Annotated in this window: 27 protein-coding genes and 1 pseudogene; 15 read left to right on the forward strand and 13 right to left on the reverse strand. The window is 61.4% G+C overall.

Annotation, left to right across the window (positions count from 1 at the left end; translation table 11 throughout):
* Nucleotides 1-16: 16 nt before the first annotated feature.
* Complete coding sequence (gene msrA / locus GDIA_RS08485; RefSeq protein WP_012553924.1) at nucleotides 17-736, reverse strand: peptide-methionine (S)-S-oxide reductase MsrA; 720 nt, start codon at nucleotides 734-736, stop codon at nucleotides 17-19.
* A 13-nt stretch (nucleotides 737-749) separates the two neighbouring features.
* On the reverse strand, nucleotides 750-1211 hold the full coding sequence (gene msrB / locus GDIA_RS08490; protein ID WP_012553925.1) for a peptide-methionine (R)-S-oxide reductase MsrB: 462 nt from the start codon (nucleotides 1209-1211) through the stop codon (nucleotides 750-752).
* 178 nt (nucleotides 1212-1389) lie between these two features.
* Between msrB and GDIA_RS08495 the strand changes: the two genes are divergently transcribed.
* The 3 genes from GDIA_RS08495 to GDIA_RS08505 all read left to right on the forward strand — a co-directional run bounded on the left by GDIA_RS08495 (nucleotide 1390) and on the right by GDIA_RS08505 (nucleotide 3195).
* Nucleotides 1390-2043 (forward strand): cytochrome b/b6 domain-containing protein, encoded by a 654-nt coding sequence (locus tag GDIA_RS08495; RefSeq protein ID WP_012553926.1) that lies wholly within the window; start codon nucleotides 1390-1392, stop codon nucleotides 2041-2043.
* The gene (locus GDIA_RS08500; RefSeq protein ID WP_012553927.1) at nucleotides 2040-2789 is read left to right on the forward strand and encodes a molybdopterin-dependent oxidoreductase; all 750 of its coding nucleotides are present in this window, start codon (nucleotides 2040-2042) and stop codon (nucleotides 2787-2789) included. Before GDIA_RS08495 ends, GDIA_RS08500 begins: the two co-directional genes overlap by 4 nt.
* Before the next feature lie 103 nt (nucleotides 2790-2892).
* Complete coding sequence (locus tag GDIA_RS08505; protein ID WP_012553928.1) at nucleotides 2893-3195, forward strand: pentapeptide MXKDX repeat protein; 303 nt, start codon at nucleotides 2893-2895, stop codon at nucleotides 3193-3195.
* Between the two features lie 162 nt (nucleotides 3196-3357).
* On the opposite strand, the gene GDIA_RS08510 is transcribed toward GDIA_RS08505, so the two are convergent.
* From GDIA_RS08510 to GDIA_RS08535, 7 genes are all read right to left on the reverse strand, one after another.
* Complete coding sequence (locus GDIA_RS08510) at nucleotides 3358-3963, reverse strand: nitroreductase family protein (RefSeq protein ID WP_012553929.1); 606 nt, start codon at nucleotides 3961-3963, stop codon at nucleotides 3358-3360.
* A 49-nt stretch (nucleotides 3964-4012) separates the two neighbouring features.
* Nucleotides 4013-4231 carry a fumarylacetoacetate hydrolase family protein gene (locus tag GDIA_RS18080; RefSeq protein WP_049762894.1) on the reverse strand — a complete coding sequence of 73 codons (219 nt, stop codon included), beginning with the start codon at nucleotides 4229-4231 and terminating at the stop codon, nucleotides 4013-4015.
* A gap of 129 nt (nucleotides 4232-4360) precedes the next feature.
* On the reverse strand, nucleotides 4361-5086 hold the full coding sequence (locus GDIA_RS08520) for a pirin family protein (protein WP_012553930.1): 726 nt from the start codon (nucleotides 5084-5086) through the stop codon (nucleotides 4361-4363).
* The gene (locus GDIA_RS08525) at nucleotides 5083-6648 is read right to left on the reverse strand and encodes an efflux transporter outer membrane subunit (RefSeq protein WP_012553931.1); all 1566 of its coding nucleotides are present in this window, start codon (nucleotides 6646-6648) and stop codon (nucleotides 5083-5085) included. The genes GDIA_RS08520 and GDIA_RS08525 overlap by 4 nt, the downstream gene beginning before the upstream one ends.
* 10 nt (nucleotides 6649-6658) lie before the next feature.
* Nucleotides 6659-7735: an HlyD family secretion protein gene (locus tag GDIA_RS08530; RefSeq protein WP_012553932.1), complete on the reverse strand. Its 1077-nt coding sequence runs from the start codon at nucleotides 7733-7735 to the stop codon at nucleotides 6659-6661.
* Between the two features lie 59 nt (nucleotides 7736-7794).
* Nucleotides 7795-7956 (reverse strand): hypothetical protein, encoded by a 162-nt coding sequence (locus GDIA_RS19445; protein ID WP_012553933.1) that lies wholly within the window; start codon nucleotides 7954-7956, stop codon nucleotides 7795-7797.
* Nucleotides 7957-7988: 32 nt separating this feature from the next.
* Entirely contained in the window at nucleotides 7989-9590 is a 1602-nt protein-coding gene (locus tag GDIA_RS08535; protein WP_373318226.1) for an MFS transporter, read from the reverse strand.
* Nucleotides 9591-9904: 314 nt separating this feature from the next.
* Between GDIA_RS08535 and GDIA_RS08540 the strand changes: the two genes are divergently transcribed.
* Nucleotides 9905-10858, forward strand: coding sequence for a LysR family transcriptional regulator (locus GDIA_RS08540; RefSeq protein ID WP_012553935.1), 954 nt, complete (start codon nucleotides 9905-9907; stop codon nucleotides 10856-10858).
* On the opposite strand, the gene GDIA_RS08545 is transcribed toward GDIA_RS08540, so the two are convergent.
* Nucleotides 10846-11604, reverse strand: a complete 759-nt coding sequence (locus tag GDIA_RS08545) for a FadR/GntR family transcriptional regulator (protein WP_012553936.1) — start codon at nucleotides 11602-11604, stop codon at nucleotides 10846-10848. The genes GDIA_RS08540 and GDIA_RS08545 overlap by 13 nt on opposite strands.
* A 204-nt stretch (nucleotides 11605-11808) precedes the next feature.
* Between GDIA_RS08545 and GDIA_RS08550 the strand changes: the two genes are divergently transcribed.
* Both GDIA_RS08550 and GDIA_RS08555 read left to right on the forward strand, forming a co-directional pair.
* Nucleotides 11809-12408: a glutathione S-transferase family protein gene (locus GDIA_RS08550; RefSeq protein WP_012553937.1), complete on the forward strand. Its 600-nt coding sequence runs from the start codon at nucleotides 11809-11811 to the stop codon at nucleotides 12406-12408.
* Nucleotides 12405-12995, forward strand: a complete 591-nt coding sequence (locus tag GDIA_RS08555) for a hypothetical protein (RefSeq protein ID WP_012553938.1) — start codon at nucleotides 12405-12407, stop codon at nucleotides 12993-12995. The genes GDIA_RS08550 and GDIA_RS08555 overlap by 4 nt, the downstream gene beginning before the upstream one ends.
* Here GDIA_RS08555 and GDIA_RS08560 read toward each other — a convergent pair.
* The gene (locus tag GDIA_RS08560) at nucleotides 12985-13902 is read right to left on the reverse strand and encodes a LysR family transcriptional regulator (RefSeq protein ID WP_012553939.1); all 918 of its coding nucleotides are present in this window, start codon (nucleotides 13900-13902) and stop codon (nucleotides 12985-12987) included. The genes GDIA_RS08555 and GDIA_RS08560 overlap by 11 nt on opposite strands.
* Before the next feature lie 101 nt (nucleotides 13903-14003).
* Between GDIA_RS08560 and GDIA_RS08565 the strand changes: the two genes are divergently transcribed.
* The 3 genes from GDIA_RS08565 (at nucleotide 14004) to GDIA_RS08575 (ending at nucleotide 16782) form a co-directional block, all read left to right on the forward strand.
* A complete protein-coding gene (locus GDIA_RS08565) occupies nucleotides 14004-14795 on the forward strand; it encodes an NAD(P)H-dependent oxidoreductase (protein ID WP_012553940.1) in 792 nt (263 codons plus the stop codon).
* Nucleotides 14796-14852: 57 nt separating this feature from the next.
* Nucleotides 14853-15779 carry a LysR family transcriptional regulator gene (locus GDIA_RS08570; protein ID WP_012553941.1) on the forward strand — a complete coding sequence of 309 codons (927 nt, stop codon included), beginning with the start codon at nucleotides 14853-14855 and terminating at the stop codon, nucleotides 15777-15779.
* Nucleotides 15780-15861: 82 nt separating this feature from the next.
* On the forward strand, nucleotides 15862-16782 hold the full coding sequence (locus tag GDIA_RS08575; protein ID WP_012553942.1) for a ketopantoate reductase family protein: 921 nt from the start codon (nucleotides 15862-15864) through the stop codon (nucleotides 16780-16782).
* A 156-nt stretch (nucleotides 16783-16938) separates the two neighbouring features.
* Here the strand turns inward: GDIA_RS08575 and GDIA_RS08580 are convergent, their stop codons facing one another.
* Entirely contained in the window at nucleotides 16939-18108 is a 1170-nt protein-coding gene (locus GDIA_RS08580; RefSeq protein ID WP_012553943.1) for an MFS transporter, read from the reverse strand.
* A gap of 43 nt (nucleotides 18109-18151) precedes the next feature.
* Here GDIA_RS08580 and GDIA_RS08585 point away from each other — a divergent pair, with 43 nt between their 5' ends.
* The 6 genes and pseudogenes from GDIA_RS08585 to GDIA_RS18530 form a co-directional block, all read left to right on the forward strand.
* The gene (locus GDIA_RS08585; RefSeq protein WP_012553944.1) at nucleotides 18152-18496 is read left to right on the forward strand and encodes an ArsR/SmtB family transcription factor; all 345 of its coding nucleotides are present in this window, start codon (nucleotides 18152-18154) and stop codon (nucleotides 18494-18496) included.
* Nucleotides 18497-18557: 61 nt separating this feature from the next.
* Nucleotides 18558-19615 (forward strand): IS630-like element ISGdi4 family transposase gene (locus GDIA_RS18520; RefSeq protein WP_157864088.1). Its coding sequence is split into 2 segments (ribosomal slippage): nucleotides 18558-19050 and nucleotides 19050-19615, totalling 1059 coding nucleotides; the frame shifts between segments, so codons are not numbered across the junction.
* A 375-nt stretch (nucleotides 19616-19990) separates the two neighbouring features.
* The gene (locus GDIA_RS18525) at nucleotides 19991-20962 is read left to right on the forward strand and encodes a LysR family transcriptional regulator (protein ID WP_012553945.1); all 972 of its coding nucleotides are present in this window, start codon (nucleotides 19991-19993) and stop codon (nucleotides 20960-20962) included.
* A 119-nt stretch (nucleotides 20963-21081) separates the two neighbouring features.
* Entirely contained in the window at nucleotides 21082-22314 is a 1233-nt protein-coding gene (locus GDIA_RS08600) for an MFS transporter (protein WP_012553946.1), read from the forward strand.
* Between the two features lie 309 nt (nucleotides 22315-22623).
* Nucleotides 22624-23741, forward strand: a protein-coding gene (locus GDIA_RS08610; protein WP_157864127.1) for an IS3-like element ISGdi11 family transposase whose coding sequence is annotated in 2 segments (ribosomal slippage) — nucleotides 22624-22876 and nucleotides 22876-23741 — 1119 coding nt in all. Because the reading frame shifts where the segments join, the coding sequence is not laid out codon by codon here.
* Between the two features lie 28 nt (nucleotides 23742-23769).
* Nucleotides 23770-23994: pseudogene (locus tag GDIA_RS18530) on the forward strand (IS630 transposase-related protein); the annotation flags it as partial.
* Between the two features lie 89 nt (nucleotides 23995-24083).
* On the opposite strand, the gene istB reads toward GDIA_RS18530, so the two are convergent.
* Nucleotides 24084-24854 carry an IS21-like element ISGdi17 family helper ATPase IstB gene (gene istB, locus GDIA_RS08620; RefSeq protein ID WP_012553061.1) on the reverse strand — a complete coding sequence of 257 codons (771 nt, stop codon included), beginning with the start codon at nucleotides 24852-24854 and terminating at the stop codon, nucleotides 24084-24086.
* Between the last annotated feature and the right edge of the window lie 41 nt (nucleotides 24855-24895).

Genomic DNA, 24895 nt, shown 5'->3' on the forward strand with positions numbered 1-24895 from the left:
AACCCTCCGTCCCTGCTTACGGCGAGAGTCCGCTCCCGCCATCGTCGGCCAGCGTCAGCACAGGCTGCGGGCGCCAGGACGACGCGAACAACGCGTGCAGCGCCTCGATCCGTGGTGCGTCGTATGTAGCGATATACGGATGATCCGGATAGCGGGCCGCGAAATTTTGGTGATCTGCCTCGGCCGGGTAGAATCCATGATCCGGGGCCACCTGTGTTGCGATGGGCCGCGCGAAGACATGCGCCGCGTCGAGCTGTGCGATATAGGCGTGCGCTTCCTGTAACTGTTGCGCGGAGCGGGTGTAGAGCACGGAGCGATATTGCGTGCCGTCATCCGGGAACTGGCGGTTCACCTGTGTCGGGTCGAGGGCGACGGAGAAGAAGATGCGCATCAACGTGCCGTAGCTGACCTGCGTTGGGTCGAAGTCGACTTCAACTGACTCTGCGTGTCCCGTATCGCCGCTGCTGACGGTCTCATAATCCGCCGTGTCGCGCGCGCCGCCGTCGAAACCCGCGCGGGTCGCGGTCACGCCACGGACATGTTCGAACACGCTCTGCACGCCCCAGAAGCAGCCACCCGCGAAGACGGCGCTTGCATGGTGCGTCGCGGGCGCCGGTTCCGTCAGAACGGGCGCCGGAAGAATACGGGGGCCGGGCTCGCCCATTGCCGTGTGGCAGGCGGCGCCGAATGTGGTCAGCGCCACCAGGGAAACGCCGAAAAATCCTGATCGTGTCATGATTCCAGCTCCTTCAGGCCGTATGGAATGAAAGTGCCACGCCGTTCATGCAGTAGCGCAGGCCGGTTGGCTGAGGCCCGTCATCGAACACGTGGCCAAGATGACTGCCGCAGGTCGCGCATCGCACCTCCGTGCGCTCCATGCCCAGGCTGTCATCGCCACGTTCCTGCACGGCGTGCGGCAGCGCGCTGTCGAAACTCGGCCACCCTGTGCCGCTTTCGAACTTGGTGCGCGCGTCGAAGGCTGCCGTGTCGCATCCGGCACAGGCGAAGCGGCCGGGGCGATGCTCGGTCAGCAATGGGCTCGAATACGGCATTTCGGTGCCTGCCTCGCGCAGCACGGTGTATTGCGCGGGCGTCAGCAGGCGGTGCCATTCGGCGTCGGTATGCGTGACAGGATAATGCTCGGCGGCCCGTGCACGACCGAACACCGCCATGGCAACGGCGGCAAGAAAGAATTGGCGGCGGGATGTCATGCTGTGTCCCCCTTGTTTTGGGTTGTCACAGCGTTCTTCGCGAAAATTCCCTGTCCGGTTACGCGGGTGGGAAGAATTTTCCATTTCCGTCAGGACATGGCGGAAACTGTAACCTTTCGCGCCTGACCGACGAATGCATCCGCATCAACGCCTGACCATTCAGTCGGAAAGCCCGGACATGCTCTCATCACGCCGCGTGCGGCCGCGTCGCACGCCATCGCCCTTTATTCGCATCACCCATTGGATCGGCGCATTGTCGATGCTCGCCATGATCGGCAGTGGCTGGCAGATCTATAATGCCTCGCCCATTCTGCCTTTCGAATTCCCGGCCTGGGCTACATTGGGTGGCTGGCTGGGCGGCGGGATCGCCTGGCATTTCGCGGCGATGTGGGTGCTGATGGCTGCCGGCGTCGTCTACCTGGGGTATGGCGTGCTGTCGGGGCATTTCCGCCGCGATCTGCGGCCCGTCGGCCCGCGCGCCATCGGTCGTGATATGGCGCAGGCGCTGCGCTTCAGGTTGTCCCATGCCGCCGGTCATTACAATGCCATCCAGCGGTTGCTTTATACGGGCGTGCTGATTGTCGCCCTGCTGACCGTTGCAAGCGGGCTGTCCATCTGGAAGCCGGTGCAGCTTGGATGGCTGACATGGCTGTTCGGCGGTTACGATGTCGCCCGCCGCATTCATTTCGCGATGATGACGCTGATCGTCGCCTTTCTCGTCATTCACATCGCGCTCGCCCTGCTCGTGCCGTCGACCCTGTTCGGCATGGTGTTCGGCCGTCGTCCCAGCGCGGCGCCGGAAGTGAGCGTTCAGGAAGGGGGCGCCCGATGAGTCACAACCGCCTCGATCGCTCGGCGATCGCCCCCGAACTGCGCCGGATCGAGCGCCGTCTGATGCTCAAAGGCGCCCTGTCGCTTGGTGGACTGTCGATGCTGTCCGGCTGTGCGCTGGACGACGAGCCGTCCGTGGAGCGTGCGCTCAGCGCGATGTCGCGTTTCACCGACCGGATGCAGGCCCTGCTGTTCAGCCGCCAGCGGCTCGCGCGGGAATTCGACGCATCCAGGATCACGCATCCTTTTCCGTTCAACGCCTATTACGACGAGAGCGAGGTTCGCACTGTCGATCCCGCTGGCTGGCGCCTGGACGTCGGCGGTCTGGTGTCGGACAGACGCCCGTGGTCGCTCGCGCAGTTCCGCGCGCTGCCGCAGAAACGGCAAATTACACGCCATATCTGCGTCGAGGGATGGAGTGCGATCGGCGACTGGTCCGGCGTGCCGCTTTCGATGTTCCTGCAAAAGGTCGGCGCGGATCTGCGTGCGAAATATGTCAATTTTCGCTGCTTCGACGATTATTCGACCAGCATCGACATGGCGACCGCGCTGCATCCGCAGACCATTCTGGCGCTGGACTATGGAGACCGTGCCCTTCCGCCTGCCTATGGCGCGCCGATGAAGGTCAGGATTCCAACGAAGCTCGGCTACAAAAATCCGAAATATCTCGCGTCCATCGAAGTCACCAATCGCTTTCCGGGCGGCTACTGGGAAGATCAGGGTTACGACTGGTTTGGCGGGTCATAAAAAAAGACGCGTCCCTGTAACCCGACGACATGCCTCATCGAAGAATAGAGCAGAGAGGCGGAATGTTTCCGCCTCCACATCATCGACAGATCAGGAAATTACCATGTCTATTCGCAATATCGCCATTGCCGCCGCTTTCTCGTCCGTCGTCGCTCTGGGTGGCGTCGCTCACGCACAGGACGCCATGTCGCACGATGCCATGGCCCCGAAACAGATGGCGCCAAACTCGATGGCACATGACAGCATGCCGAAGAACGGCATGGCGCATAACACGATGGCCCCGAATGCGATGTCGCATAACGGCATGTCTCATGATAGCATGAAGAAGCATGGCGGCATGGCGCATCACGGTATGAAGAAGGACGCGATGGCCGCTCCGCAGGACAGCATGGCCAAGCCGAACTAAGTCAGGTTTCGCGAACCATCCGGCTGACAGGCGCATTCATGAAGCTGAAAAGTGTAATATCCACCGCACTGGGCGGCATGTTGGCGCTTGTCGGCACATCGGTAGTATCTTTCAGTTTCGATCATGTCTTTAACATGTTGCCTGAACGTCAAGAGGCTCGGTTCAGAAACGATCATAGACAATCACGTCGGCGTCGGGGATCCGTCCGCCATGCGGTGGCAGTTCGCCTACCCCCTTTCCGACCGCCACGAACATGACCAGCGCATGGTCCTTGGGTAGGCGAATGATCTCCGAGACCTGCTCAAAATCGAACCCGTCCATAGGGCAGGTGTCATAGCCGTGCGCGGCGGCCGCCATCATCAGGGCATACGCCGTCATACCGGCAGAGCGGAATGCTTCGTCCCGCTGCATCGCCGGATTGTTCTCGTAGAATTGAGTGATCATGCCGACGTATTTCTCGCGCATCGCCTCTGGCGCATCCTTCCAGTATCGACCCGGATCCTTCGCATAGGCATGCATGTCCGCGCACAGGACGACGAGTGCAGAGCATTCCTCGATCTGGGGCTGGTGCCATGCCACTTTCTTGATCTCGGCCCGCACGGCCGGGTCTCGCACCACCAGGAACCGCCAGTTCTGAATATTGAATGCGGTAGGCGCTGTCCGCGCCGCATGCAAGATGGCGGCCAGAGTCTCGTCCGGAATCTCATGACTTGCGTCGAAGCGTTTCGTCGCGCGCCGCGCGAACATCGTATCCAGAATCTCATTCATCTTGCTTTTTCCTTCTGTTCATCCAGATCCGGCGCGGGCGCGGAGCGCATCAGGCCACACATTGCCTCTGCCGGCCAAGCCCATCAATGCCGAATTCCACGACGCCTCCAGACTGGAGATAGACGGGCTCCGGCCGCATCCCCATCCCGACGCCCGGAGGGGTTGCCGTGGCGATGACGTCGTCCGGCATCAGCGTCATGTAACGGCTGACATACGCGATGATCTCAGCCACGAAAAAGATCATCGTCCTTGTATTGCCGGCCTGCATCCGGCGACCGTTCACTTCGAGCCAGATACCAGATCCTGGGGATCGGGCACTTCGTCCCGGGTCACCAGCGCCGGACGTTCCTGTCCCGGTTCGCCGTAACGGCAGAGCTTCATGCGTGTCTCCTTTCGCTCAGTCGGAATCGCAGACGATAAGAGTCGAGGGTTCGAGCGCATGCACGTGGATCGTTTCGAATCCGGTAACCGCGATACCGCAACCCGCATCGGCGTTGTGCCCAAGGATTTCCAAGCGTCCCTCTGCGACGAGAGCATAGACACAGCGGTCCGCATAGGTGGGGACGACGGCCTGTTCGCCGGCCGGGAGCGTGAGCCGAAGCACGCGGGCACGGGCCTTTAGCGGCAGCGGGTCACCCGACCGCCCCTGATCCGTTTCCTCCGGATCGTCGGCGGGAAAGCCGCTGGCCAGCAGGGCATGCTGATGCCCGAAGCGATCCTCACTGCGGCGCAGGCCGATTTGCGGGGCGCCGCCCTCTTCTTCGGGCGCCAGCCAGAGCTGAAGCACCGTCGCCGGCGCGCCGCCGGTTTTCCACGTTGCCAGGGCCACGCCATCGCCAGCACTGACAACATGACAATCGCCCGGCTTCAACAGGCTGTCGCCAAGACCATCCACCAGCGCCACGACGATGCCATCCAGGACCAGAGTCACGATCTCGACCGCCCTTTCATGGTCCAGCCTGAAGGCGGCATCGGCCTCCAGTTCGATCCGGTTGAGCACCCGGAGTCGCCCCCAATGTGAGGGAGCGGGGTAAACGTAGTTCCGAAACGCGAAATGACAGTCGAGCTTGACGCCATCCTGGACCAGATGCCCCAACTCGGAGGGCAGCCGCACCTTGATCATCCTTGTCGACCTCCCTGCCCCTCTTGCCGGATGGCCGCCCGCTGGGCCGTCGCGACCGGATAGCGCGCCTCCCAGCCACCGCCGAGCGCGCGATACAGGCGGGCCACCGAGACCGAAACTGCCGTCGTCGACCGCACGAGCTGGTTCTGGCTGGCCAGAAGCGCGTTCTGCAAGGTCAGCACGTTCAGGAAATCCGACGCCCCCTGCACGTATTGCTGCTGGGCCAGACGTACGGCCGTCTCGTTCTGGGCCACTGTCTCCTTCAGGCGGTCGCGCTGCTGCTGGGCGGCGGAGAAATCGGCCATCGCGTCGTCGATCTCCTGCCATGCCTTGAGGATGGTGCGCTGCAGGGTGATCGCCGCTTCCTTCTGCTGCGCCCGGCGCAGACGCAATTGCCCGGTCAGGCGACCACCCTCGAACAGAGGCAGCGTCATGGTCGGGCCGAACCCGTATTGCCGCGACGCCCAGGACCCGAGCCCGCTGAACTGCAGCGCTTGCACGTCGAGGCTGCCGGAGAGCGTCACGCGCGGAAAGAAATCCGCCACGGCCACACCGATGCTGGCGGTGGCGACATGCAACTGCTCCTCGGCCATCCGAATATCGGGCCGACGCTCCGCCAGTTCCGACGGCAGGCCGACGGGCACCGCATCGGGTACCGGCGGAATCGGGGCCGGCGTGGCGAGCTGCGCCCGGAGCGCACCCGGCTCGCGTGCCACCAGAAAGCTCAGCGCGTTGATCAGATGCACTTCCTGGCTCTGCAGGATCGGCAGGCGCGACTGGAATTCGCTGAGCTGTCCGCGCGAGTCCGCTACGTCCAGTTGGGTGGAGGCACCTTGCGCAAAGCGCAGGCCCGTCAGGACAACGCTGTGCCGGGCAGTGTCGATATTGCGGCCGACGATGGCGATCTGCGCCTGCACGCCACGCAGATCGAGATAATCCTGCGCGGTCTCGGCCATCAGCGAGACCAGGACATCCCGCTGCATGTCCTGCGTCGCCTTGACCGCCGCGTTGGCGGCCTCGACCTGGCGCCGGACATGACCCCAGAGATCGACCTCCCATGACGCGCTCATGCCGTATTGCGGCAGGTTGAAGGACGGATTGCCGACCGTGCCCGGCACGGCCACAGGGCCGAAGCCCTGCGCGCCGCTGGCGACATCGCCCGCGCCGGCGCGCTCCAGCGTGCCAAGCAGGCCGAGGATACCGTTGGTGCTGGCCCGCTCGCGTGCATAGGAGGCATTCCCCTCCACATGTGGGAACTGTGCCGCGCTCGCAATCCGCCGCTCGGCCAGGCTCTCCGCCAGACGATAGGCGCTCGCGCGCAGATCCAGATTGGCGGACGCGACCTGCTGTTCCAGCGCGGTCAGCACCGGATCGCGATAGATCGTCCACCATTGCGGATCGGCGGGGCTTTCCTCGGGATGGCTTTCGGCATCCGGCAGGCCGCGATGCCAGTGCGGCACGCTGGCGAGATCGGGCTTGTGATAGTCCGGACCGACCGTGCAGGCGCTAAGCAGGAGCATGCTCGTCAGAGCGAGCATCTGGCGGTTAAGGCGTGTGATCATGATCCGCCCCTCACCGCCACGCATAGCGGGGGTCGCCCGCCTTCGGACCTTCCGGGCGCGATGCCGTATCAACCGCCACCTCGACCGACATCCCCACCCGGACCCGCGCCGCCAGAGGCTGCCCCGGATCGAAGGTAATGCGCACCGGCAGACGCTGGACCACCTTGGTGAAGTTGCCGGTCGCATTATCCGGCTGGATCGGCGCGAACGCGACGCCGGTCGCAGGCGGGATGCTGTCGACGTGGGCACGGAGCGGCTGACCCGGGAACGTGTCGACCCAGACCGTCGCCTTCTGCCCCGGCAGAACGTGCGTGAGTTGCGTCTCCTGGAAATGGGCGACCACGAACGCATCCTGGACCGGGGTGACCGCCATCAGCGCACTGCCGGGATTAACGTAGTTGCCCACACGCACGCCACGCGCGCCGACCACGCCGTCCACCGGGGCCGGGATGGTGCAATAGGACAGATCCAGTTCCGCCCGCTGTTCCTCACCTTCGGCGCGGGTCAGGTTGCCCCTGGCACGCGCGATCTGGGCGGCGAGCACATCCTTTTCCTGGGTCGCGGCCTGCACGCTCGCCTCGTCGCGGACTTTCGCGGCCGTAGCCTCGCGGGTCTGCGCCGCCGTACGCTGGCGCTGCTCCATTGTGCCGGCACCGCCGGCCGCAAGATTACGGTACCGGGCCTCATCCTGCTGCGCGAAAGCGAGTTGCGCGTCGTCGGCCAGCACGGCGGCCCGGGCGCCGGCAATGAGCGAATCCTGCCGGATCAGCGTAGCCTGCAAGTTGGCGATGTCGGCACGCGCGGCGACCACATTGCCCTGGGCCACCTTGAGCACAGCGCGGTAGTCGTCATCCTCGATATGGGCCAGCACCTCGCCCTTGCGAACCTGCTCGTTGTCCTGCGCCATGACCGCATCAATCCGGCCGCCGACCTTGGGGGCGACGACCGAGGAATAGGCCGACACATAGGCGTCGTTGGTCTCGATCCGCACGCCGTCTCCGAGCACAAGGCGGTCGCCGCCCCATGCCGCCGCCCCCAGCACCACCACGCCGGCCGCCAGCAGCAGCGCCTTCGTTGTTCCGTTCATGAATATTCCCTCTAGCGACCCCGGCGGCCGCGTCGTTTGTCGCGGATTGCGCGGGACCGTCAGGTCAGCTTCAGGTAGATTGTTACGACGAGGGCCACGAAGTAGCCCTCGATGCGGTCGCGCAGCGTCCACCTCAGTGCGGTCGCGTTGCCTATTTGATCCGATGATAGGATGTTTGGATGCTGCACGCGGCGCGTATCCCGATACGAACTGGTCTTCATATTCTTCTCACATGACATACTGTCCGTCCCCGTCAGCGTGCAGGAGCGGAGGTGGACGGCGCGCGGGGCGGATAGACCCGTTGCGGCAGAACCAGATTGAGCATGAACAGGGCGGCGCAGACGCCGATCATGATCGTGTAGATATCGGCACAGGCCAGAATGAGCGCCTGCTCAGACGCCTCGCCGTGCAGCAGGACGGCCATGTTCCAGTCCAACCGGGCCGGATCCGCGATGTGTGGCGCCAGCAGCGCCTGCGCCGGGTCGCCCCAGGACTGCAACGCGGTATGGTTGGTGCCATAGGTGTCGAGCAGCATGGTGGAATGGAATTGCTCGCGCCGACGCAGCAGGGCCGAAATGACGCCCGCCGCGATGGCATTGGCCACTCCCTTGGTCATGTTGAACATGCCCGAGATGAACGGTCCATCGGCCGGGCCCAGGCCCATCGTCGCCAGCATGAGGATCGCGATGACCATCATCGGTTCGCTGGCCACCTGCAGGAGCTGCATGACATAGAAGTTCTCGCGCACCCAGTCAGCATCGATCCAGGTGCCTAGGAAATAGGACAGCCCCTGAATCGCAAGGCCTGCCATCAGCACATGACGGCAATCCACCCGGCGGATATTGCACAAGGCCGAGACCAGCGGCAGCGCGAGCACTTGTGGTACCGCGAGGATCAGCATGACCGGCGCGATCTGGATCGGGCGATAGCCACGCACCTCCTCCAGATAGACCGCAGGGATTTCCGCCGTGACCGCCCCCAATACCAGAACCGCTGCCAGCGTCAGCAGTGCATCCGTCACGTTGCGCTGCTTGAGCAACTGGATGCGGAAGAACGGCACCGGATGGAACCATTCATTGACGATGAAGAGCACGAACAGGAACCCGCCGCCGAAGAAGAGGTGGGTAATCAACGGCGAACGAAACCAGTCCAGCCGGTCGCCCTGTTCGAGGGCAATCACCAGCATGCAGATCGCGGGCAACCCGGTCAGCAGGCCGCGCCAGTCGAACTGACGGAAACGCTCCAACCGGATCGGATCCTGTGGCAAGCCCCATGCCACGCACACCATCGAGATCAGGCACAGCGGCACGATCTGCCAGAACAGGAACGGCCAGCCGACATACTCGAACCAGAATCCCGCCAGCGGCGCGCCGCCAATATTCGGCCCGAAAGTCGCGGTCAGAGCATAGGCGCCCAGACCGTAGATCTTGATATTGGGCGGCAGGAAGCGCAGCGCGACCGTCATCAGCATTGGCGGCAGGCTACCGCAAGCCAATCCCTGCACGCAGCGCAGCAGAAGAAGAGACGACAGGTTCGGCATGAAGGGGGCCGCCGTGCCCAGCACGCCCACTAGCCCCGTCATCGCGATCGTCAGGCGTCGGATGGAGAACGTCACCGAACACCAGGGAGCGAACGCCATCGCAGCGATGTTGAACGCCTCGAACAGGGCGGTGATCCAGGTCCCCTCGTCATGCCCGAGATGGAATGCGCCCCGGATATCGGCGAGCCCAGCCTCGGTCGTGTGCTCGTTGAACCCCGCCAGCAGGACTGCCAGCAGCACGCCCGCCAGCCCCGTCGCCAGGCGCGGACCGAACACCGCCGCCTTCGGCGGCGCCGGAGGTGGTTCCGGTTGCATAGACACGGGCGCGGGCAGCACTTCGCGGCGCGGACGTGTCAGCGCATCAGCGTGGTCCATAGGCACCTCGCAACAGAATCGTTTGATCTCGTGTCGGCAGTCTTGAAGAAACATCCTATGTTTGGGAACGCTCAATTATGAAATCGTCTGGAAGCAGATATGAAACGGTCGGATGTCAGATTCCGGTTGCGACGACATGATGTCTCTGTCAGCGTTGGCAGAGGCTCTTGGCGACACATTCATCCTATGATTGGGTGTTTATCAGCCATTCCCGTGCCTGATTCGCAGGATATGCAGGATATAAGGAAGACCCGATGGCACATGTGGCGCACGGCTACGATCTCAACCTTCTTCAGGCTATGAACGTGCTGGTCGAGGAATCGAGCGTTACCGGCGCGGCCGAGAGGCTGCAGGTCAGTGCCGCGACCATGAGCCGCACCCTGTCCCGCCTGCGCGAGACCTTCCACGATGCCATTCTGGTGCAATCGGGTCGGCATATGGTGCCAACACCGCGTGCCCTGCAGATGCAGCCGCGCGTCAGCCAGATCCTCTCGGCGATCAGCGATCTGTATCGTCCACGGCATGCCCTGGATTTCACCGGCCTGACGCCGACCTTCCGTATCCGGGCAGCCGACGTGGTGATCGGCTCCTACGCCGAGGCGCTGCTGCGCGCCCTGCGTGCCGACTGCCCGGACACCACGCTAATTTTCACAGCGGAGTCGAACAGCGACGACAGCGATTTTCTGCGGCAGGGCGGGATCGATCTCTATATCGGCGCCACGGCGCTCCTACGGCCCGAAATCATGCGCCAGACCCTATTCGAGAGCCGCTTTCGCGGGGTCGTGCGGGCCGGTCATCCGATCCTGCTGGGAAAGATCACACCACAGGCGCTGGTAGCCTACGAGCACATCGCCGTCTCGCGCCGAGGGAGGCGACGGGGACCGATCGACGAGGTCCTTGCCGATCAGTATGGGCTTGAGCGCACTGTCGCGCTGTTGCTGACCTCCTTCTATGCCGCGCTGCAAGGGCTGTCACAGACCGATCTGATTCTCCCGGCACCGGATATCCTGACCGATGCAGCGATGCTCGATCGACTGGGTCTTTATGGATTTCCTCTCCCGCTCGATCTGGAGCCGGTGACGATCTTCCAGGCCTGGCATCCCCGACACGACACTGACCAGGTCCATCAATGGCTGCGACGCACGGTCCTGCGTGTCATGAGCCCTCGCGCCCCGATCATAAAGCCAGAGACCGCTCAGGCTTTATGACGCTCCTGTGCCGCCCGCTTGCGAACGCTGCGAGCCGCAGCCGTGCCAAGAGATTTGCCGTCAGTAAAGGCCGCGATCAATGGCTGGAGGATAGCCCGTGCCGCCCTCACTGCCCGCGGTGCATCCCCCGCTTCGATCGCCTGGAACAGCCGTTCGTGAAGCTCCAGCTTCGGCTCGGTGACTCCATGCTCAACGAGGGCAGAAAGAGCGGCTTCGCGCGCCGCATCCAGAAAATAGCGATAGAGAGGGATCAGCGCATCGTTGTGACTGGCCTCCGCGACGGCCAGATGGAAGGAAGCATCCAGGTCCAGAAAGCGGGCGAGGTCGCTGGAGGAACTCCGTTCGCCACGCGCCTTCAGGGCTGCCCCCATTCTACGGATGTCCCGCGCTGTCCGGCGGAGCGCTGCCAGACGCGCGGATTCCGTCTCCAGCATCACACGCAACTCGAAATGATCGCGCAGGCTGGTATGACTGACCTGCGCCATAATCGTTGCGGGTTCATGCAAGGCACGCACGTAGGTCCCGTCGCCCTGACGCACCTCGATCATGCCGGCATGAGACAACACGCGCACCGCTTCGCGCACGGTGTTGCGGCCGATCTGGAGCATTTCGGCCAGTTCTGTCTCCTTGGGAATGCGCTGGCCAACGGGCCAGTCACCGGATGCGATTCGCTCACGCATCGCGGCAAGCGCCGCATCGACCAGGGAAGGACGCGGCAGGCGTGAAAGGGAGATCGGAGCCGTCATGTGCGCAGCATAGCCTGTTTGAGCGGATCATCCCATGTCTGAATGTCATTATCGTGGGCCGGCATACGACCTTTGCACGATAGGATCGGCGATATACTGATAACCGTCACGGAGGCTCCAGACGACGACAGGATAAAGAGTCAGGACATTCTGATTCCCCACAAAAACCGCCGTATCTCCCTCCTACGGTCACGAGAGGTCCTTATGAAACTCTACGATCTTGTCCTCTCCGGCAATTGCTACAAGGTCCGGCTGTTCGCGGCCCTGACGGGCATTGACCTTGAACTCATTCCTGTCGACCTCGCGGCTGGCGAGCACCATACTCCCAGTTTCACGGCGCTGAATCCGTTTCAGGAGGTGCCCGTTCTGGTCGATGGAAAGACCGCGTTGCGGGATTCCCAGGCAATCCTCGTGTATCTGGCGGGCCAACTCCGGGATAGAACGTGGTGGCCCGAAGACCCGACATCCCAGGCAGAGATCGTGCAATGGCTGTGCATCGCCGCGAGCGAGGTTCGTGACGGTCCCAATGCCGCCCGCCTGATCCGGAAATTCGGCTACGATCTCGCGATCGAGCGGGCGCTTCTCGTCACGCAGCGGCTTCTGCCGCTGCTGGACCAGCACCTAAGCACGCATGAGTGGTTCGCGATCGGCCATCCGACCATCGCCGACTGTGCGCTGTTTCCCTATCTTGCGTTGGCGCATGAAGGCGGCATCGACCTTGCCCCCTTTCCCTCGCTCACAGGATGGCTCGACCGCGTTCGCGCCTTGCCGAAGTTCACGCCGATGCCAGGAATTCGGGGATGACACGCGACGCCTCTCCGATGTCAGCCGTAAACTGGATTGAGGCATTTCTGCCTCGGGCGGACTTTCACGAGCAACACAAAATCGATATCGCAGCGCCGGCCGGGCTTATCCTTGATTGCGCTATGGACTACCGGCTGAAAGATGACCCACTCGTCCGTCTCGCCATAGGATTACGGGAGTTGCCCTCACGGCTGTCAGGACGAACGAGCCGGCCGCCCTTCGACCGGGACGATTTCACCTTTCTGGGACGCAAGGGGGACACCGCCCTCGCTTTCGGACTGGTCGGTGCGTTCTGGAAAGCCGATTACGGATTGATACCGTGCCACTCGGCGGAGGATTTCCGGACCTGCGCGCTTCAGGACGCCTGCAAGCTTGTGTTGTCCTACACGCTCCATCCTCTCACGCGCAGGACAAGTCGTCTGACAACCGAGACAAAGGTCTTCTGCCCAACGCCCACGACGCGACGGCATTTCGCACCCTACTGGTATCTCATCCGTCCGGTTAGTGGACTGATCCGCAGACGCATGTTGGCCTCCGTGCGCAAGCAGGCGGAAAGCCGCACCAATTCGCCGACGATCACCGGCTGATGCCTGGTATCCCGCCGACCTGTTCGGCCAGGAACTCCACGCAGAGACGGATCCTGGCCAGAGTCGTCCGTTCAGGCGCGATCAGCATGCTCAGCGGCGCCGACGGCAACGTGTAGTCTGGAAGAAGCGGCACCAGTCGACCGTCCCGCAGGCAGTCTTCCACCAGCCAGCGATGGGCCGGGCCGAAACCCCTGCCCGCCAGAAACGCCTCCCGCGCCGCCAAACCATGATCGACGATCAAACGGCCATGAAACGGCACGACATGGTTTCTACCCATGACGCTCCGCAGGACCAGCCGGTCCGATCCATGCACGCGCGACATTCGCACCCCTTCGCGATCACGCAGATCCTCCGGTCGCCGCACCGGCCCAGTACGCTGCAGCCATTCGGGCGACGCAACCAGAAGGCGCTCGCTTTCCCCCAGGGAGCGTAGTTTCATCGCGCAATCGCTCAGGGGACCGAGACGGATGGCGATATCGACCCCATCCCGCACCAGATCGATCCGCTCGTCCGTCAGGCCGAATTCCACCCGTATTCCCGGATTTTGGTCTTGAAAGGCATAAATGAGCGGGCTGACGTGCAGGACGCCCAACGCGCCGGTGCAAGAGATGCGCACCGTCCCGGCCGTTGCCTGCCGCGTGTCGCGCATCTCCTGACTTGCCTGCTCGACGAGTGAGAGGATCTGCACACAATGCGCGTAATAACGCGTTCCTTCGTCCGTCAGCGCCGTACGGCGCGTCGTCCGCGTCAGCAGCGACACACCCAGTGCGTCTTCAAGCTCGCGCAGATGCCGCGTGATCGTCGATTGCCCGGCGCCGGTTTCACGGGCGACGGCCGCCAGATTGCCACGTTCGGCGACCCGCACGAAGGTCCGCATCCGCTCCAGTGAGACTGGCGATTGTTCCATATTTCGGCATTCTCCCTTCCGCCATCGCCATATGGGATAAGAATATCCTATCGCGTAATCTCGTTGGGAAACGAAATTTTCCACGCAATGAGAGTCCGCTCATGAATGTTCTGATCGTCTTCGCCCATCCGGAAAGACACTCGCTCAACGGCGCCCTGCTTGACGTCGCCGTCTCTGAACTGACGGCCCAGGGACATGACGTTCAGGTGTCGGACCTGTATGCCATGCACTGGAAGGCTGCAGTCGATAAGGATGACTTTCCTGCCCTGTCGTCCGACGAACCGCTGAAGGTCTGGAAAGCGTCCAATGACGGGTTCGCGGCGAACGCGCTCACGGAGGATGTGAAGGCCGAGCAGGAGAAGCTGCTCTGGGCCGATACAGTCATTCTGCAGTTCCCGTTGTGGTGGTTCGCCATGCCAGCCATCCTCAAGGGCTGGGTTGACCGGGTCTATGCCTCCGGCTTCGCCTATGGGGTGGGCGAACACAGCGAGCAGCGCTGGGGCGACCGGTATGGCGAAGGGGTCATGGAAGGCAAGCGCGCAATGCTGATGGTCACCGCAGGCGGGTGGCCCGAACATTATTCGGACCGCGGGATCAACGGCCCGATCGACGATCTGCTGTTCCCGATCAATCATGGGATCCTTTTCTATCCCGGCTTCACCGTTCTGCCGCCCTTCGTGGCCTATCGTGTCGATCGGATGGACAAGCCGAAATTCACGCTTCTCGCGGAACAATTGCGCGAGCGGATGAAGACCCTGGAAACGATCGCGCCGATTCCTTATCGCAAGCAGAATTACGGCGACTATCAGATCCCGACCATGGAACTGCTGCCCGGACTGGCGCCGCCGGGTACGCGCGGCTTCGAGGTGCATCTGGCCCCTGAGCGCGACTGACGTCGCGCCGTAATGAGGGAGGCGAGGCATTACTCATAGCCAACGGTGACCGGACGCATGCATCTGACCGAACTGCGTTATCTGCTGACGGTTATCGAAGCCGGAAGTTTCGGTCGGGCCGCCCAGTCCTTGCACCTCCAGGTATCGACACTCAGCCGTGCGATCAGCCGGCTGGAGGACAGATTGGGCGTGACGCTCCTGGAGCGGACGCCGGCCGGAATCCGAACCACCGCGTCGGGACGACTGGCGACACGCTATATCCGCCGTGTGCTGCATGAAACGCATGCAATGGAGGACACACTGGCTCGCGGCAGTGTCGGAGAGACGGGCGAGATCCGCCTGGGCCTGCATCTTCCGCCGATCAGTCCTGTTCTGATGGCCCTGCTGCTCGAATGGCACACGGCCCATCCGGGCGTCACCGTTGCACCCTGTAAATTTGGCGAAGAAAGCCTTCACGCGGCCCTGGCGGGTTGCCGGGTCGACGTCGCTCTGATCCCGGACTGCCTGCTGCAGAATCACGAAACGGCCCTACCAGTCTATGCCGAGCCTCTGATGGCCGTGCTACCAGCCGGTCACCACCTGGTTGGCCACAATATGCTGCATTGGGCGAGTCTGGAGAACGAGATCCTTCTGCTCGGTGCCTCGGGCAAGGGGGCCATCTGCCGGGATTTCTATATGGCTCGGCTGCCTGGTGCTCGCCTACGTATCCTTGAGGCCAGCATCCTGAGCGTACTCGCCTTCGTGCGTGCGGGATATGGTATCACGATTACCGCCCAGGCCTATTCCGCCTTGAAGTTTCCCGAGTTGGTATTCGTGCCCATCGATGAAGGCACGGCCTGTCTGCCTGTCAGTCTGGCGTGGCGCCCAGAAAGCGAAGATCCGGTGATCGGAAAGTTCGTCGCCTTCGTCCGGGGGCGCGCTGCATCCCATTCCCACACGCCCCCTCTCGCCGCGACTTCCCCATTCCAATGTCCCTGTTCATGACCAGAGCGCATTGATGGTATCAACGGCGAAACTTGCGTCGCCGGCCTCGCGGCGCGGCAGTCCCGGAACAAGGAATGACACCATGAGTCCAAAAGTCCTGATCGTCGGCGCAGGTGCGGTTGGGGGATATTTTGGGGCCCGAATGGCGACGGCGGGACATGACGTCACGTTCCTGGTGCGGCCCAACCGGTTGCGGCAGCTGCGCACGGATGGGCTGCGGCTAATCAGTCCGTTGGGGGACGCCAGCCTCGCGCCGAAAATGGTGACATCCAACGGCATCGATGGCCCTTATGACGTCATTCTTCTCAGCGTAAAGGCATACTCCCTCGCGTCCGCGATGGACGATTTCGCTGCCGCCGTCGGCCCGGACACGCGCATCATACCCCTTCTCAATGGCATGCGGCATCTCGATGTGCTGGCAGAGCATTTCGGAGATCCGAAGGTCCTGGGTGGGACGTGTTTCATCGTCAGCAAGTTGGATTCTGAAGGACAGGTCGTTCAAGTGGGATCACTCCCCAAACTGACCTTTGGCCCGCGATCCGCTGGCGACGACTCCTCGATCCGGAACCTCAAGGACGCTCTCTCCGGTCCTGGCTTCGAGACTGTATTGTCGGACAACATCATTCAGGAGATGTGGAACAAATGGGCTCTGCTGGCATCGCTGGGCACCGTATGTTGCCTGATGCGGGCCACCGTGGGGGAAGTGGCCAGCGCGCCCGCGGGTGAGGAATTCGCGCGGGCGACGATCGGTGAATGCGCTTCTATTGCCGCGGCGGCGGGATATCCGCTCACCGAGGAGACCCTGGGCGGTATCGTCCGGCTGCTGACTGCAAAGGAATCCTCCCTGACATCGTCCATGTTCCGTGATCTGTCCCAAGGCGCTCCCATCGAGGCGACGCAGATCATTGGCGACCTCGTGAAGCGTGCCCGCGCGCATCAGATTGCCACGCCGATTCTCGATCTGACCAATCTCAATCTCACTGTCTACGAACAGAGAAGGTGACCCAGCTCTGGTCAAGTGGTTTGAGTCGCCGGGAGATTTGGCGGAAGCCAATTTTCTCGAATTACGCGGTAAGGGAATTTATCATCATAATCGAGCAGTTGTATCCAATCCTGTACACTGAATGATGAGAAATAGACGGTTGCTCAGAGCGGGTGCTCACAGTCCAATCAATGTGATCATTCCGGTTACGGCCGCACCGAAAGCCACGTCAGGGATTCCCATGAAAGCCAAAATGAGCCCACCCAAGGCCCCGCCAACGGAGATGCCAAAGAACTGCATCGAATAGTGCAGCGCAAGAATGGCGGCGTGTTGGCCTGGAGCCATATCCGTCATTCTATGCTGTTGTGCGATACCGCCGCTCCACCAAGCACCGCCCCATAAAGCCGCCAACAGGATCATGACCGCCGTTTCGGCGCGTCCAGAATGGTGCAGGGTGGCGAGGCCTCCCATCAAACTAAACAGGCCAACCATGATCCCGATCGAAATGAAAAGGATGCGCCGAGATCCATAGCGGTTGATCATCGATCCAGCGGCAACGCCCGCTACAGTTGCGACTGCGCCGAACACGGCCATTAACGCCGCGACCCATCTGGAATCCATACCGGCCGCCTGATGGGCCAGCGGGGTCAGATACGTATAGGCGGTCAACGCACAGACGAAGAGCCCAAACGATACGGCCAGTCCTCGCCGGACAGACGATTGCCGCAGAAGGGCAAAGCGTGTCTGAAATGGGACGATTGGCGCCGGCGGTACGGATGGAAGCATCAGCCCGATGCCGACGGCTGCCGCTCCTCCCAATGAAGCTACGAGCATGAACGCCCCCTGCCATCCCCATACGGTGCCGGCTATTGTCCCTAAAGGTGCGCCCATGGCCAGTGCCAGCGCATTACCGGTCGCGGTGATCGAAAGGGCATGGCCTCTCTTTTCGGGTGGCGACAGCGCCACCGCCGCAGCACTCGCCGGCGCCATGAACAGTGCGGCAGTCAGTGCGGCCAATACGCGCGCCAACGCCAGGAACCACCAGGATTGCGCGAAGGCTGCCAATAGATTCGCCAGAGAGAATCCAACGAGCGCAAGGATAATGAGGCGCTTGCGTGGGAAGGAATCCAGCCAGGCGACAAGAACCGGACCACCCAAGGCATAAGAAAGGGCAAAAATGGTCACTAACTGCCCACATGCCGCTACGGACACGTGGAGGTCCGCTGAAATCATCGGCAGGAGCCCAGCGATCGCGTATCCCTCCGTCCCGATCGCGAACGTGCCGAATGCCAGAAGGAGGATTCTTGGGTCGATCATAGTATGATGGTATAACAACCCTTGTACCATTGTCAGCGGTGCCTCCGTTCAAGAATCGTTGTATCGTCGTGTCATGCGTGAACGCCGCCACATAGACCCGAGCGATGTCGACCTCCCGACCCTGATGACGGCTTTCACCGATCCACTGCGCCTGCGCATCATCGGGATTCTCGACCGGAATGGGGAGACGCCCTGCGCTGCAATCTATCATGAGATAGGCATCAGCAAATCCGGCGCTTCCCACCATTTTCGGGTGCTGCGCGAGACTGGCGTCCTGCTGTCCCGTACGTCAGGACGCGATCATTATGCGTGTCTCAGGCGTGAGGAACTGGAGAAAGCCTACCCAGGCATTCTCGATGCGGTGTTGGGTGAACTGATACCAACTCCGGTCGGCCCTGACTCATATGTGATTGCCTGACGGTATCGTTCTGGAACGAGCTGTGATTCACAGGATGCCGAACCGGGCGGGAGGCATCCGAATGGGCGGGGCGTTAGCGTTGCGTGAGGATTATGATGCGGCGGGACTGCGTGCTCTGGCGCGGACAACGAGGCATGCGGGCCAGGCGCGTCGGCTTCTGGCGCTGGCGGCGATCTACGATGGTGCGTCACGCGGAGACGCGGCACGACTGGCTGGGACGGATCGGCAGATTGTGCGGGACTGGGTGGTGCGTTTCAACGCCGAGGGCCCGGATGGCGTGCGGGATCATCATGGGGGCGGTGTCGTTCCCCGCCTGACACCAGCCATGTTGGAAGCGCTGATGCGCCGGATCGAGGACGGCCCGATCGCTGCCGTGCATGGGGTGGTGCGCTGGCGGCAGGCTGATCTGGGGCAATGGCTTTATGAGGAATTCGGCGTCTCTCTTTCGCGCAGCCGGCTGAGCGCCGTTATCCGGGGCCTCGACTTCCGCCTTCTGACGGGACGCCCCCGGCACCATGCCCAGGATCCCGAGGCCCAGGACGTTTTTAAAAAAGCTTCCCCGACGTCATGGCCGGGATCCGGGCCCGGCATCCCGGCAAGGCCATCGAACTCTGGTGGGGCGACGAGGCGAGGGTCGGCCAGAAAACGAAGCTGACGCGCCGCTGGGCCAGACGCGGCACCCGTCCACGCGCGCCTGCCGATCAGCGCACACGTTCGGCCTGGATCTTCGGAGCGATCTGTCCGGCGCTAGGCAAGGGAGCGGCCCTCGTCCTGCCCTGGTGCAACCTCCACGCCATGAACCGGCATCTCGACGAGATCTCGCAGGCCGTAGCGCCGGGCGCTCACGCTATCCTCATCGTCGATCAGGCAGCGTGGCATACCAGCCCGAAACTCGATATCCCCGCCAACATCACCATCCTGCCGCTCCCGCCACGCTCGCCCGAACTCAATCCGGTGGAAAACGTCTGGCAGTTCATGCGCAATACCTGGCTGTCGAACCGGATCTTCCGCACCTACGACGACATCGTCGATATCTGCTGCCACGCCTGGAACCAGCTCGTCGACCAGCCCTGGCGCATCATGTCCCTCGGGCTACGACAATGGGCACATGGGTTTTAACAAACAGGAGTTGGTATAAGACGCCAAGCATCAATTGAACGCGAAAGAGATTCACCCGTTGCGAAGTAGTATTATTTGTTCTGTTTATTTTCTAGGAAATAGATTCCTCTTACGTTCGTTATCTACACACCGAAATAGTCAATATTTATCATGTGTTTAATATTTTTTAGTTTTGGAAACACAATTCGAAAAACATATGACTGCAAAAACTCGTGTATTGCCAACTCATCCGCTCAAATCTTCCTCGCCAGAAGGGACACAAAGTAAGTGACTAAATTCGACGTTTGTACCTGGAACGACGACAGAAGGAAGATTGACCAGGTGTGTCTCAAAGCCGTGAAAGAAAGTGACTTCATATGAGAGCAGGTGAGAAATATGATGCAACTCTCCATGAGATCGTTGCACGCCATGCATCCCAAAGACCTCTCCCTTCTTGCCGCACTCGATCTCCTGCTGACCGAAGGCAGTGTCGCGCGTGCCGCCGCACGCATGAATCTCAGCACACCCGCGATGAGCCGTATCCTCGGCCATATCCGCGATCTGACTGGCGATCCAATTTTCGTGCGCGCTGGCCGGAGCCTCGTCCCCACGCCGAGAGCCGAAGCCATGCGTCTGCCGGTACGGGAATTGGTCGCCCGCGCGCGGAGCATTCTGGGTAATGCCGGGGATCTGGATCTCGATCGTCTCGATCGAACCTTTACCCTACGTGCAACGGATAGTTTTATCGGCTCCTTCGGGCCGCGTCTCGCCGGCCATCTCACAACTCTTGCGCCAAAAGTCCGACTTCGTTTCGTACCGCAAAGGGACGAGAGTGTCGACGATCTGCGGGAAGGGCAAGTTGACTTGGATATTGGAGCAATTAGCCATACCGGCCCGGAAATCATGACGCAAACTATTCTGTCAGACCGATTTGTCGGCGTCGTGCGGCCTGGGCATCCGCTTTCAAGTGGTCGTATTACGTCTGCCCGTTTCTCTCGTCAGCGGCATATTTCTGCGTCCCGCCGCGGTCGAATGCATGGTCCGGTAGATCAGGCGCTGGGTAGCCTCAATCTATCACGAAATGTCGTAACGATCGTGCCCACTTTTTCGGATGCCTTATTATTCGCACGCCAATCTGAACTTGTGGCAGTCGTTCCTGATCGACTGACGGAAGTAGCGCGACAGGACATGGTCTCCTTCCCGCTCCCGGTCGAAACCGGATTGCTCATCATCTCGCAAGCCTGGCACCCAAGGTTCCAAGCCGATGCAACACATCAATGGCTGCGCGCCTGTGTTCGAGAGATCTGCGCCGAAGACACCAGCAGCAAGCAGGCGTATTGCAAAATACAAAACAATAAAATCAGATAATTTCAATTATCGCGTGATCGCAGATAACGCAGTGTCTGTCTGGCAGCCATCCTCGATTCTATTGCGGGAACAGGGTCGTTACGAAACCTGCTCTTAGCAGACCATGACGGAGATACCGTGTGTCATCCACCACATCAACGGCGACGAGTAACATCACGCCCCTATCGGGCAGCCAAGCTACACAGCGGCTGTTGCCGTTCGCGCTGCTTGTTTTTCTAGGCTACTTGAGTGTCGGCATGCCGTTGGCGGTCCTTCCCGGCTATATTCACGAGACATTGGATTTTGGTCCGACAGTCGTCGGTTGGGTTATCGCCACCCAATCCATAGGAACATTGCTTACACGCCAATTCGCGGGTCTCATCACGGACACGCGCGGCGCGAAGAATGCGGTTATCGTTGGCACTGTGGGATGCGCTTTGGCCGGGCTCGGGTATGGCATATCGGGCATAATCAACGCCATGCATATATGGAGCCTTGTCGCTCTTCTGGCCGGGCGTGCAATGCTGGGATTGGGGGAGAGCCTCCTGATTACTGGTGCTTTGTCTTGGTGCATCGGAACCGTCGGTCCGCGCCATACCGGTCGCGCGATGGTCTGGGTTGGAATTGCCATGTTCGGCGCCATCGGGGCTGGTGCCCCCATTGGGGCCGCGATCATGAACAAGTACGGTTTTATGGCAGTTGCCGCTACGGCTTCCGTTTTGCCGCTTTTCGCTCTAACGGTGGGGCTGCGAAAGGCATCGATTGCGCCGAACGGAGGACGACGACTAGCTTTCCATAAAGTGGTCGGTCTGATCTGGCGGCATGGTATGGCCCTTGCCCTGAGTACTGTCGGCTTCGGCACGCTTTTTGCTTTTCTCGGTCTGGATTACGCGGCTCAAGGCTGGTCCGGCGCACCTTACGGGCTAACCGCTTTCGGTATCGCATATGTCGCGGCACGCTTGTTTTTCGGCGGCCTGCCGGATCAGCTTGGTGGCCAGAAAGTCGCAATGGTCACGATCCCGATCCAGGGACTGGGGTTGATCGCCTTATGGCTGGCGCCGAACCCGGTCGCGGCCTTAGCGGGATCCGCACTTCTCGGGGCCGGATATTCACTTACTTTCCCCGCGTTGGGTGTCGACGCGGTACGGTATGTTCCTCCACAAAACCGTGGCGCGGCCATGGGCGCCTATGTGGCGTTCGTCGATATTGGGCTGGGCATTACGGGACCGATCGCAGGCACCGTCGCAAGTCATTTTAACTATCCAGCCACATTTTTTGTTGCTGCGATCGCAACCATCGTCGCGATATTCGCCGCAGTGCAAGCTCACCGAAAGGATGGAACGCGCGTAATAGGGACCGATAGTTTTTCGTAACATCAACAACCATCGAACAATATCCAATAATTCATAAGCACAAAGATTAAACGCTGTAGAAATTATACAATAAAGCAGGCCACCTCATGCATCTCGCGGAACTGCGCTATTTTTTTCCGTGCTCGAAGCCGGAAGTTTCGGGAAGGCCGCGCAATCCTTGCAGATGCTAGAGCGCGTCCACTGAACTATGAATCGTGGGGATGACGCGGAGCGTGGATTGTGATTCACCGTTTTCATTGATGGAGATGGTGACCTTGCCCCCTGAAATGCCCTCGCATTGAAGTAAGGTCTGTCCACTGGAGACAGACGATGAAGAAAGCGCGATTTACGCAGGACCAGATTATCGGGGTCCTGAAAGAGCATCAGGCGGGCGCTACGGCTGCGGATCTGTGCCGCAAGCACGGGATCAGTGACGCGACCTTCTACACCTGGCGGTCGAAATACGGCGGGATGGAGGTGTCGGAAGCGCGGCGCCTCAAGGCTCTTGAAGAAGAGAACGCGAAGCTGAAGCGGCTTCTGGCGGAGAGCGTGATGGACGTCTCGACGCTGAAGGAACTACTGGCAAAAAACTCGTGACGCCCGGTTTGCGGCGGGAAGCCGTGACCTGGGCGATCCGGGAGAAAGAGTATTCGCAGCGACGGGCCTGCCGGCTGATCGGCATGGACCCGAAGACCTGGCGCTATGCGTCACGCCGCCCGGATGATGCCGCAGCGCGCGGGCGGCTGCGCGAACTGGCTGGGGAGCGACGGCGATTTGGCTACCGGCGACTGCATATCCTGCTCGGCCGGGAAGGAATGACGATGAACCACAAGAAGCTGTTCCGGCTGTATCGCGAAGAGGGGCTGTCGGTCCGCAAGCGTGGCGGCCGGAAACGGGCGCTGGGCACGCGCTCGCCGATGATGCTGCCCGACGGGCCGAACCAGCGCTGGAGCCTGGATTTCGTCTCGGATGCATTGAACAACGGACGGCGCTTCCGGGTGCTGACGGTGGTCGACGACTACACGCGCGAATGTCTGGCGCTGGTGGCGGACACCTCGTTATCAGGCGAACGCCTCGGTCGTGAACTCGACCGGATCGGCGAGCATCGCGGCTGGCCGCTGATGATCGTTAGCGACAATGGCACCGAGATGACATCGAACGCGATCCTGGCCTGGCAGCAGAAGCGATCGGTGCTGTGGCACTATATCGCACCGGGCAAGCCGCAGCAGAACGGGTTCGTCGAGAGCTTCAACGGCCGGTTCCGCGACGAATGCCTCAATGAGCATCTGTTCCGTAACATCGCCCACGCTCGGACGGTCATCGAGGACTGGCGGGCCGACTACAACGCCGTCAGGCCTCACACCAGCCTCAATGGCATGACGCCAGAGGCTTTCGCTCAACACGCCACCAAGGCATACAACAATACACAGACCCTAACTCAAAACTGAGGGCACGTTCGGGGCAGGGTCAATGGTGATGGCGCGAGCATTGAGTGACGATCTTCGGGTGCGCGTTCTGGAAGCCGGCGCAGCGGGCGGGTCAGCCCGTTCAGTAGCGAAGCGGTTCGGGATCGGGATTTCGACGGCGATCCGGTGGCTTCGACGCGAGCGTGAAAGCGGCGAACGGGCGGCGCGCCGTCAGGGCAAGCCACGCGGTTCACGGCTGGACGGGCATGAAGCCTTTATTGTTGGCATGATTGAAGCGTGTTAATTTCTGCTGAGATTTGACCCTGGGTTTTCATCGAGAACTGACCCGGCCTTTGGTTATCTCTGCTATGTTTTATGGGCTGGTCAAGCGGTTGCCTTTTCCTTCCGGTTCCTGGGGGCGGCGGAGCTTGCGCGGAACCGGTAGCTGTCATTTCCGGTTTCGAGGATATGACAGTGGTGGGTAAGGCGATCGAGCAGGGCTGTCGTCATTTTGGGATCACCGAAGACTTCGCCCCATTCGCTGAAGCTCAGATTGATGACGCTGGTGCGCTCGTAGAGACGGCTGAGGAGATGGAACAGCAGGGCACCGCCTGATGCGCTGAACGGCAAATAGCCAAGTTCGTCCAGGATCACGAGATCGAGGCGCAGGAGACGTTCCGCGATCTGTCCTGCGCGATTGGCGGTTTTTTCCTGTTCGAGGGCGTTGACGAGGTCGACCGTGGACCAGAACCGTATCTTCTTGCGGTGATGTTCGATCGCCTGCACGGCAAGTGCGGTGGCCAGATGGGTCTTGCCGGTTCCTGGTCCACCAATGAGGACGACGTTGTCGGCACGGTCGATGAAATCCCCGGCATGGAGTTGACGGACCATGGCCTCGTTGACCTCGGCGGCCGAGAAATCGAACCCTGCCAAATCTTTGTAGGCCGGGAACCTGGCAGTCTTGGTTTGATAGGCGATGGAGCGCACCTCTCGCTCGGCGAGTTCCGCCTTCAAAAGCTGGGAGAGGACGGGGATGGCGGCCTCGAATGCCGGCGCACCCTGTTCGGTCAGTTCGGCCGTGGCCTGGGCCATGCCATACATCCGCAGGCCGCGCAGCATGACGACGAGGGCACCGGCCGCGGGATCATGACGCATGACGGGCCTCCCCGCGCAGGGCGTCATACCGTCCGGTATCG

Origin of the sequence: Gluconacetobacter diazotrophicus PA1 5, assembly GCF_000021325.1 — a bacterium.
Lineage (GTDB): Bacteria > Pseudomonadota > Alphaproteobacteria > Acetobacterales > Acetobacteraceae > Gluconacetobacter > Gluconacetobacter diazotrophicus.

Coding starts and splice junctions, on each gene's coding strand:
- msrA (WP_012553924.1), bottom strand. CDS start 736: ATGACACGATCAGGATTTTTCGGCGTTTCCCTGGTGGCGCTGACCACA.
- GDIA_RS08520 (WP_012553930.1), bottom strand. CDS start 5,086: ATGATCAAGGTGCGGCTGCCCTCCGAGTTGGGGCATCTGGTCCAGGAT.
- istB (WP_012553061.1), bottom strand. CDS start 24,854: ATGCGTCATGATCCCGCGGCCGGTGCCCTCGTCGTCATGCTGCGCGGC.
- GDIA_RS08530 (WP_012553932.1), bottom strand. CDS start 7,735: ATGAACGGAACAACGAAGGCGCTGCTGCTGGCGGCCGGCGTGGTGGTG.
- GDIA_RS08575 (WP_012553942.1), top strand. CDS start 15,862: ATGAGTCCAAAAGTCCTGATCGTCGGCGCAGGTGCGGTTGGGGGATAT.
- GDIA_RS19445 (WP_012553933.1), bottom strand. CDS start 7,956: ATGAAGACCAGTTCGTATCGGGATACGCGCCGCGTGCAGCATCCAAAC.
- GDIA_RS08535 (WP_373318226.1), bottom strand. CDS start 9,590: ATGCAACCGGAACCACCTCCGGCGCCGCCGAAGGCGGCGGTGTTCGGT.
- GDIA_RS08505 (WP_012553928.1), top strand. CDS start 2,893: ATGTCTATTCGCAATATCGCCATTGCCGCCGCTTTCTCGTCCGTCGTC.
- GDIA_RS08550 (WP_012553937.1), top strand. CDS start 11,809: ATGAAACTCTACGATCTTGTCCTCTCCGGCAATTGCTACAAGGTCCGG.
- msrB (WP_012553925.1), bottom strand. CDS start 1,211: ATGACATCCCGCCGCCAATTCTTTCTTGCCGCCGTTGCCATGGCGGTG.
- GDIA_RS08560 (WP_012553939.1), bottom strand. CDS start 13,902: ATGGAACAATCGCCAGTCTCACTGGAGCGGATGCGGACCTTCGTGCGG.
- GDIA_RS08565 (WP_012553940.1), top strand. CDS start 14,004: ATGAATGTTCTGATCGTCTTCGCCCATCCGGAAAGACACTCGCTCAAC.
- GDIA_RS08510 (WP_012553929.1), bottom strand. CDS start 3,963: ATGAATGAGATTCTGGATACGATGTTCGCGCGGCGCGCGACGAAACGC.
- GDIA_RS08570 (WP_012553941.1), top strand. CDS start 14,853: ATGCATCTGACCGAACTGCGTTATCTGCTGACGGTTATCGAAGCCGGA.
- GDIA_RS08585 (WP_012553944.1), top strand. CDS start 18,152: ATGCGTGAACGCCGCCACATAGACCCGAGCGATGTCGACCTCCCGACC.
- GDIA_RS18080 (WP_049762894.1), bottom strand. CDS start 4,231: ATGCAGGCCGGCAATACAAGGACGATGATCTTTTTCGTGGCTGAGATC.
- GDIA_RS08540 (WP_012553935.1), top strand. CDS start 9,905: ATGGCACATGTGGCGCACGGCTACGATCTCAACCTTCTTCAGGCTATG.
- GDIA_RS08545 (WP_012553936.1), bottom strand. CDS start 11,604: ATGACGGCTCCGATCTCCCTTTCACGCCTGCCGCGTCCTTCCCTGGTC.
- GDIA_RS08500 (WP_012553927.1), top strand. CDS start 2,040: ATGAGTCACAACCGCCTCGATCGCTCGGCGATCGCCCCCGAACTGCGC.
- GDIA_RS08525 (WP_012553931.1), bottom strand. CDS start 6,648: ATGATCACACGCCTTAACCGCCAGATGCTCGCTCTGACGAGCATGCTC.
- GDIA_RS08580 (WP_012553943.1), bottom strand. CDS start 18,108: ATGGTACAAGGGTTGTTATACCATCATACTATGATCGACCCAAGAATC.
- GDIA_RS08555 (WP_012553938.1), top strand. CDS start 12,405: ATGACACGCGACGCCTCTCCGATGTCAGCCGTAAACTGGATTGAGGCA.
- GDIA_RS18525 (WP_012553945.1), top strand. CDS start 19,991: ATGATGCAACTCTCCATGAGATCGTTGCACGCCATGCATCCCAAAGAC.
- GDIA_RS08495 (WP_012553926.1), top strand. CDS start 1,390: ATGCTCTCATCACGCCGCGTGCGGCCGCGTCGCACGCCATCGCCCTTT.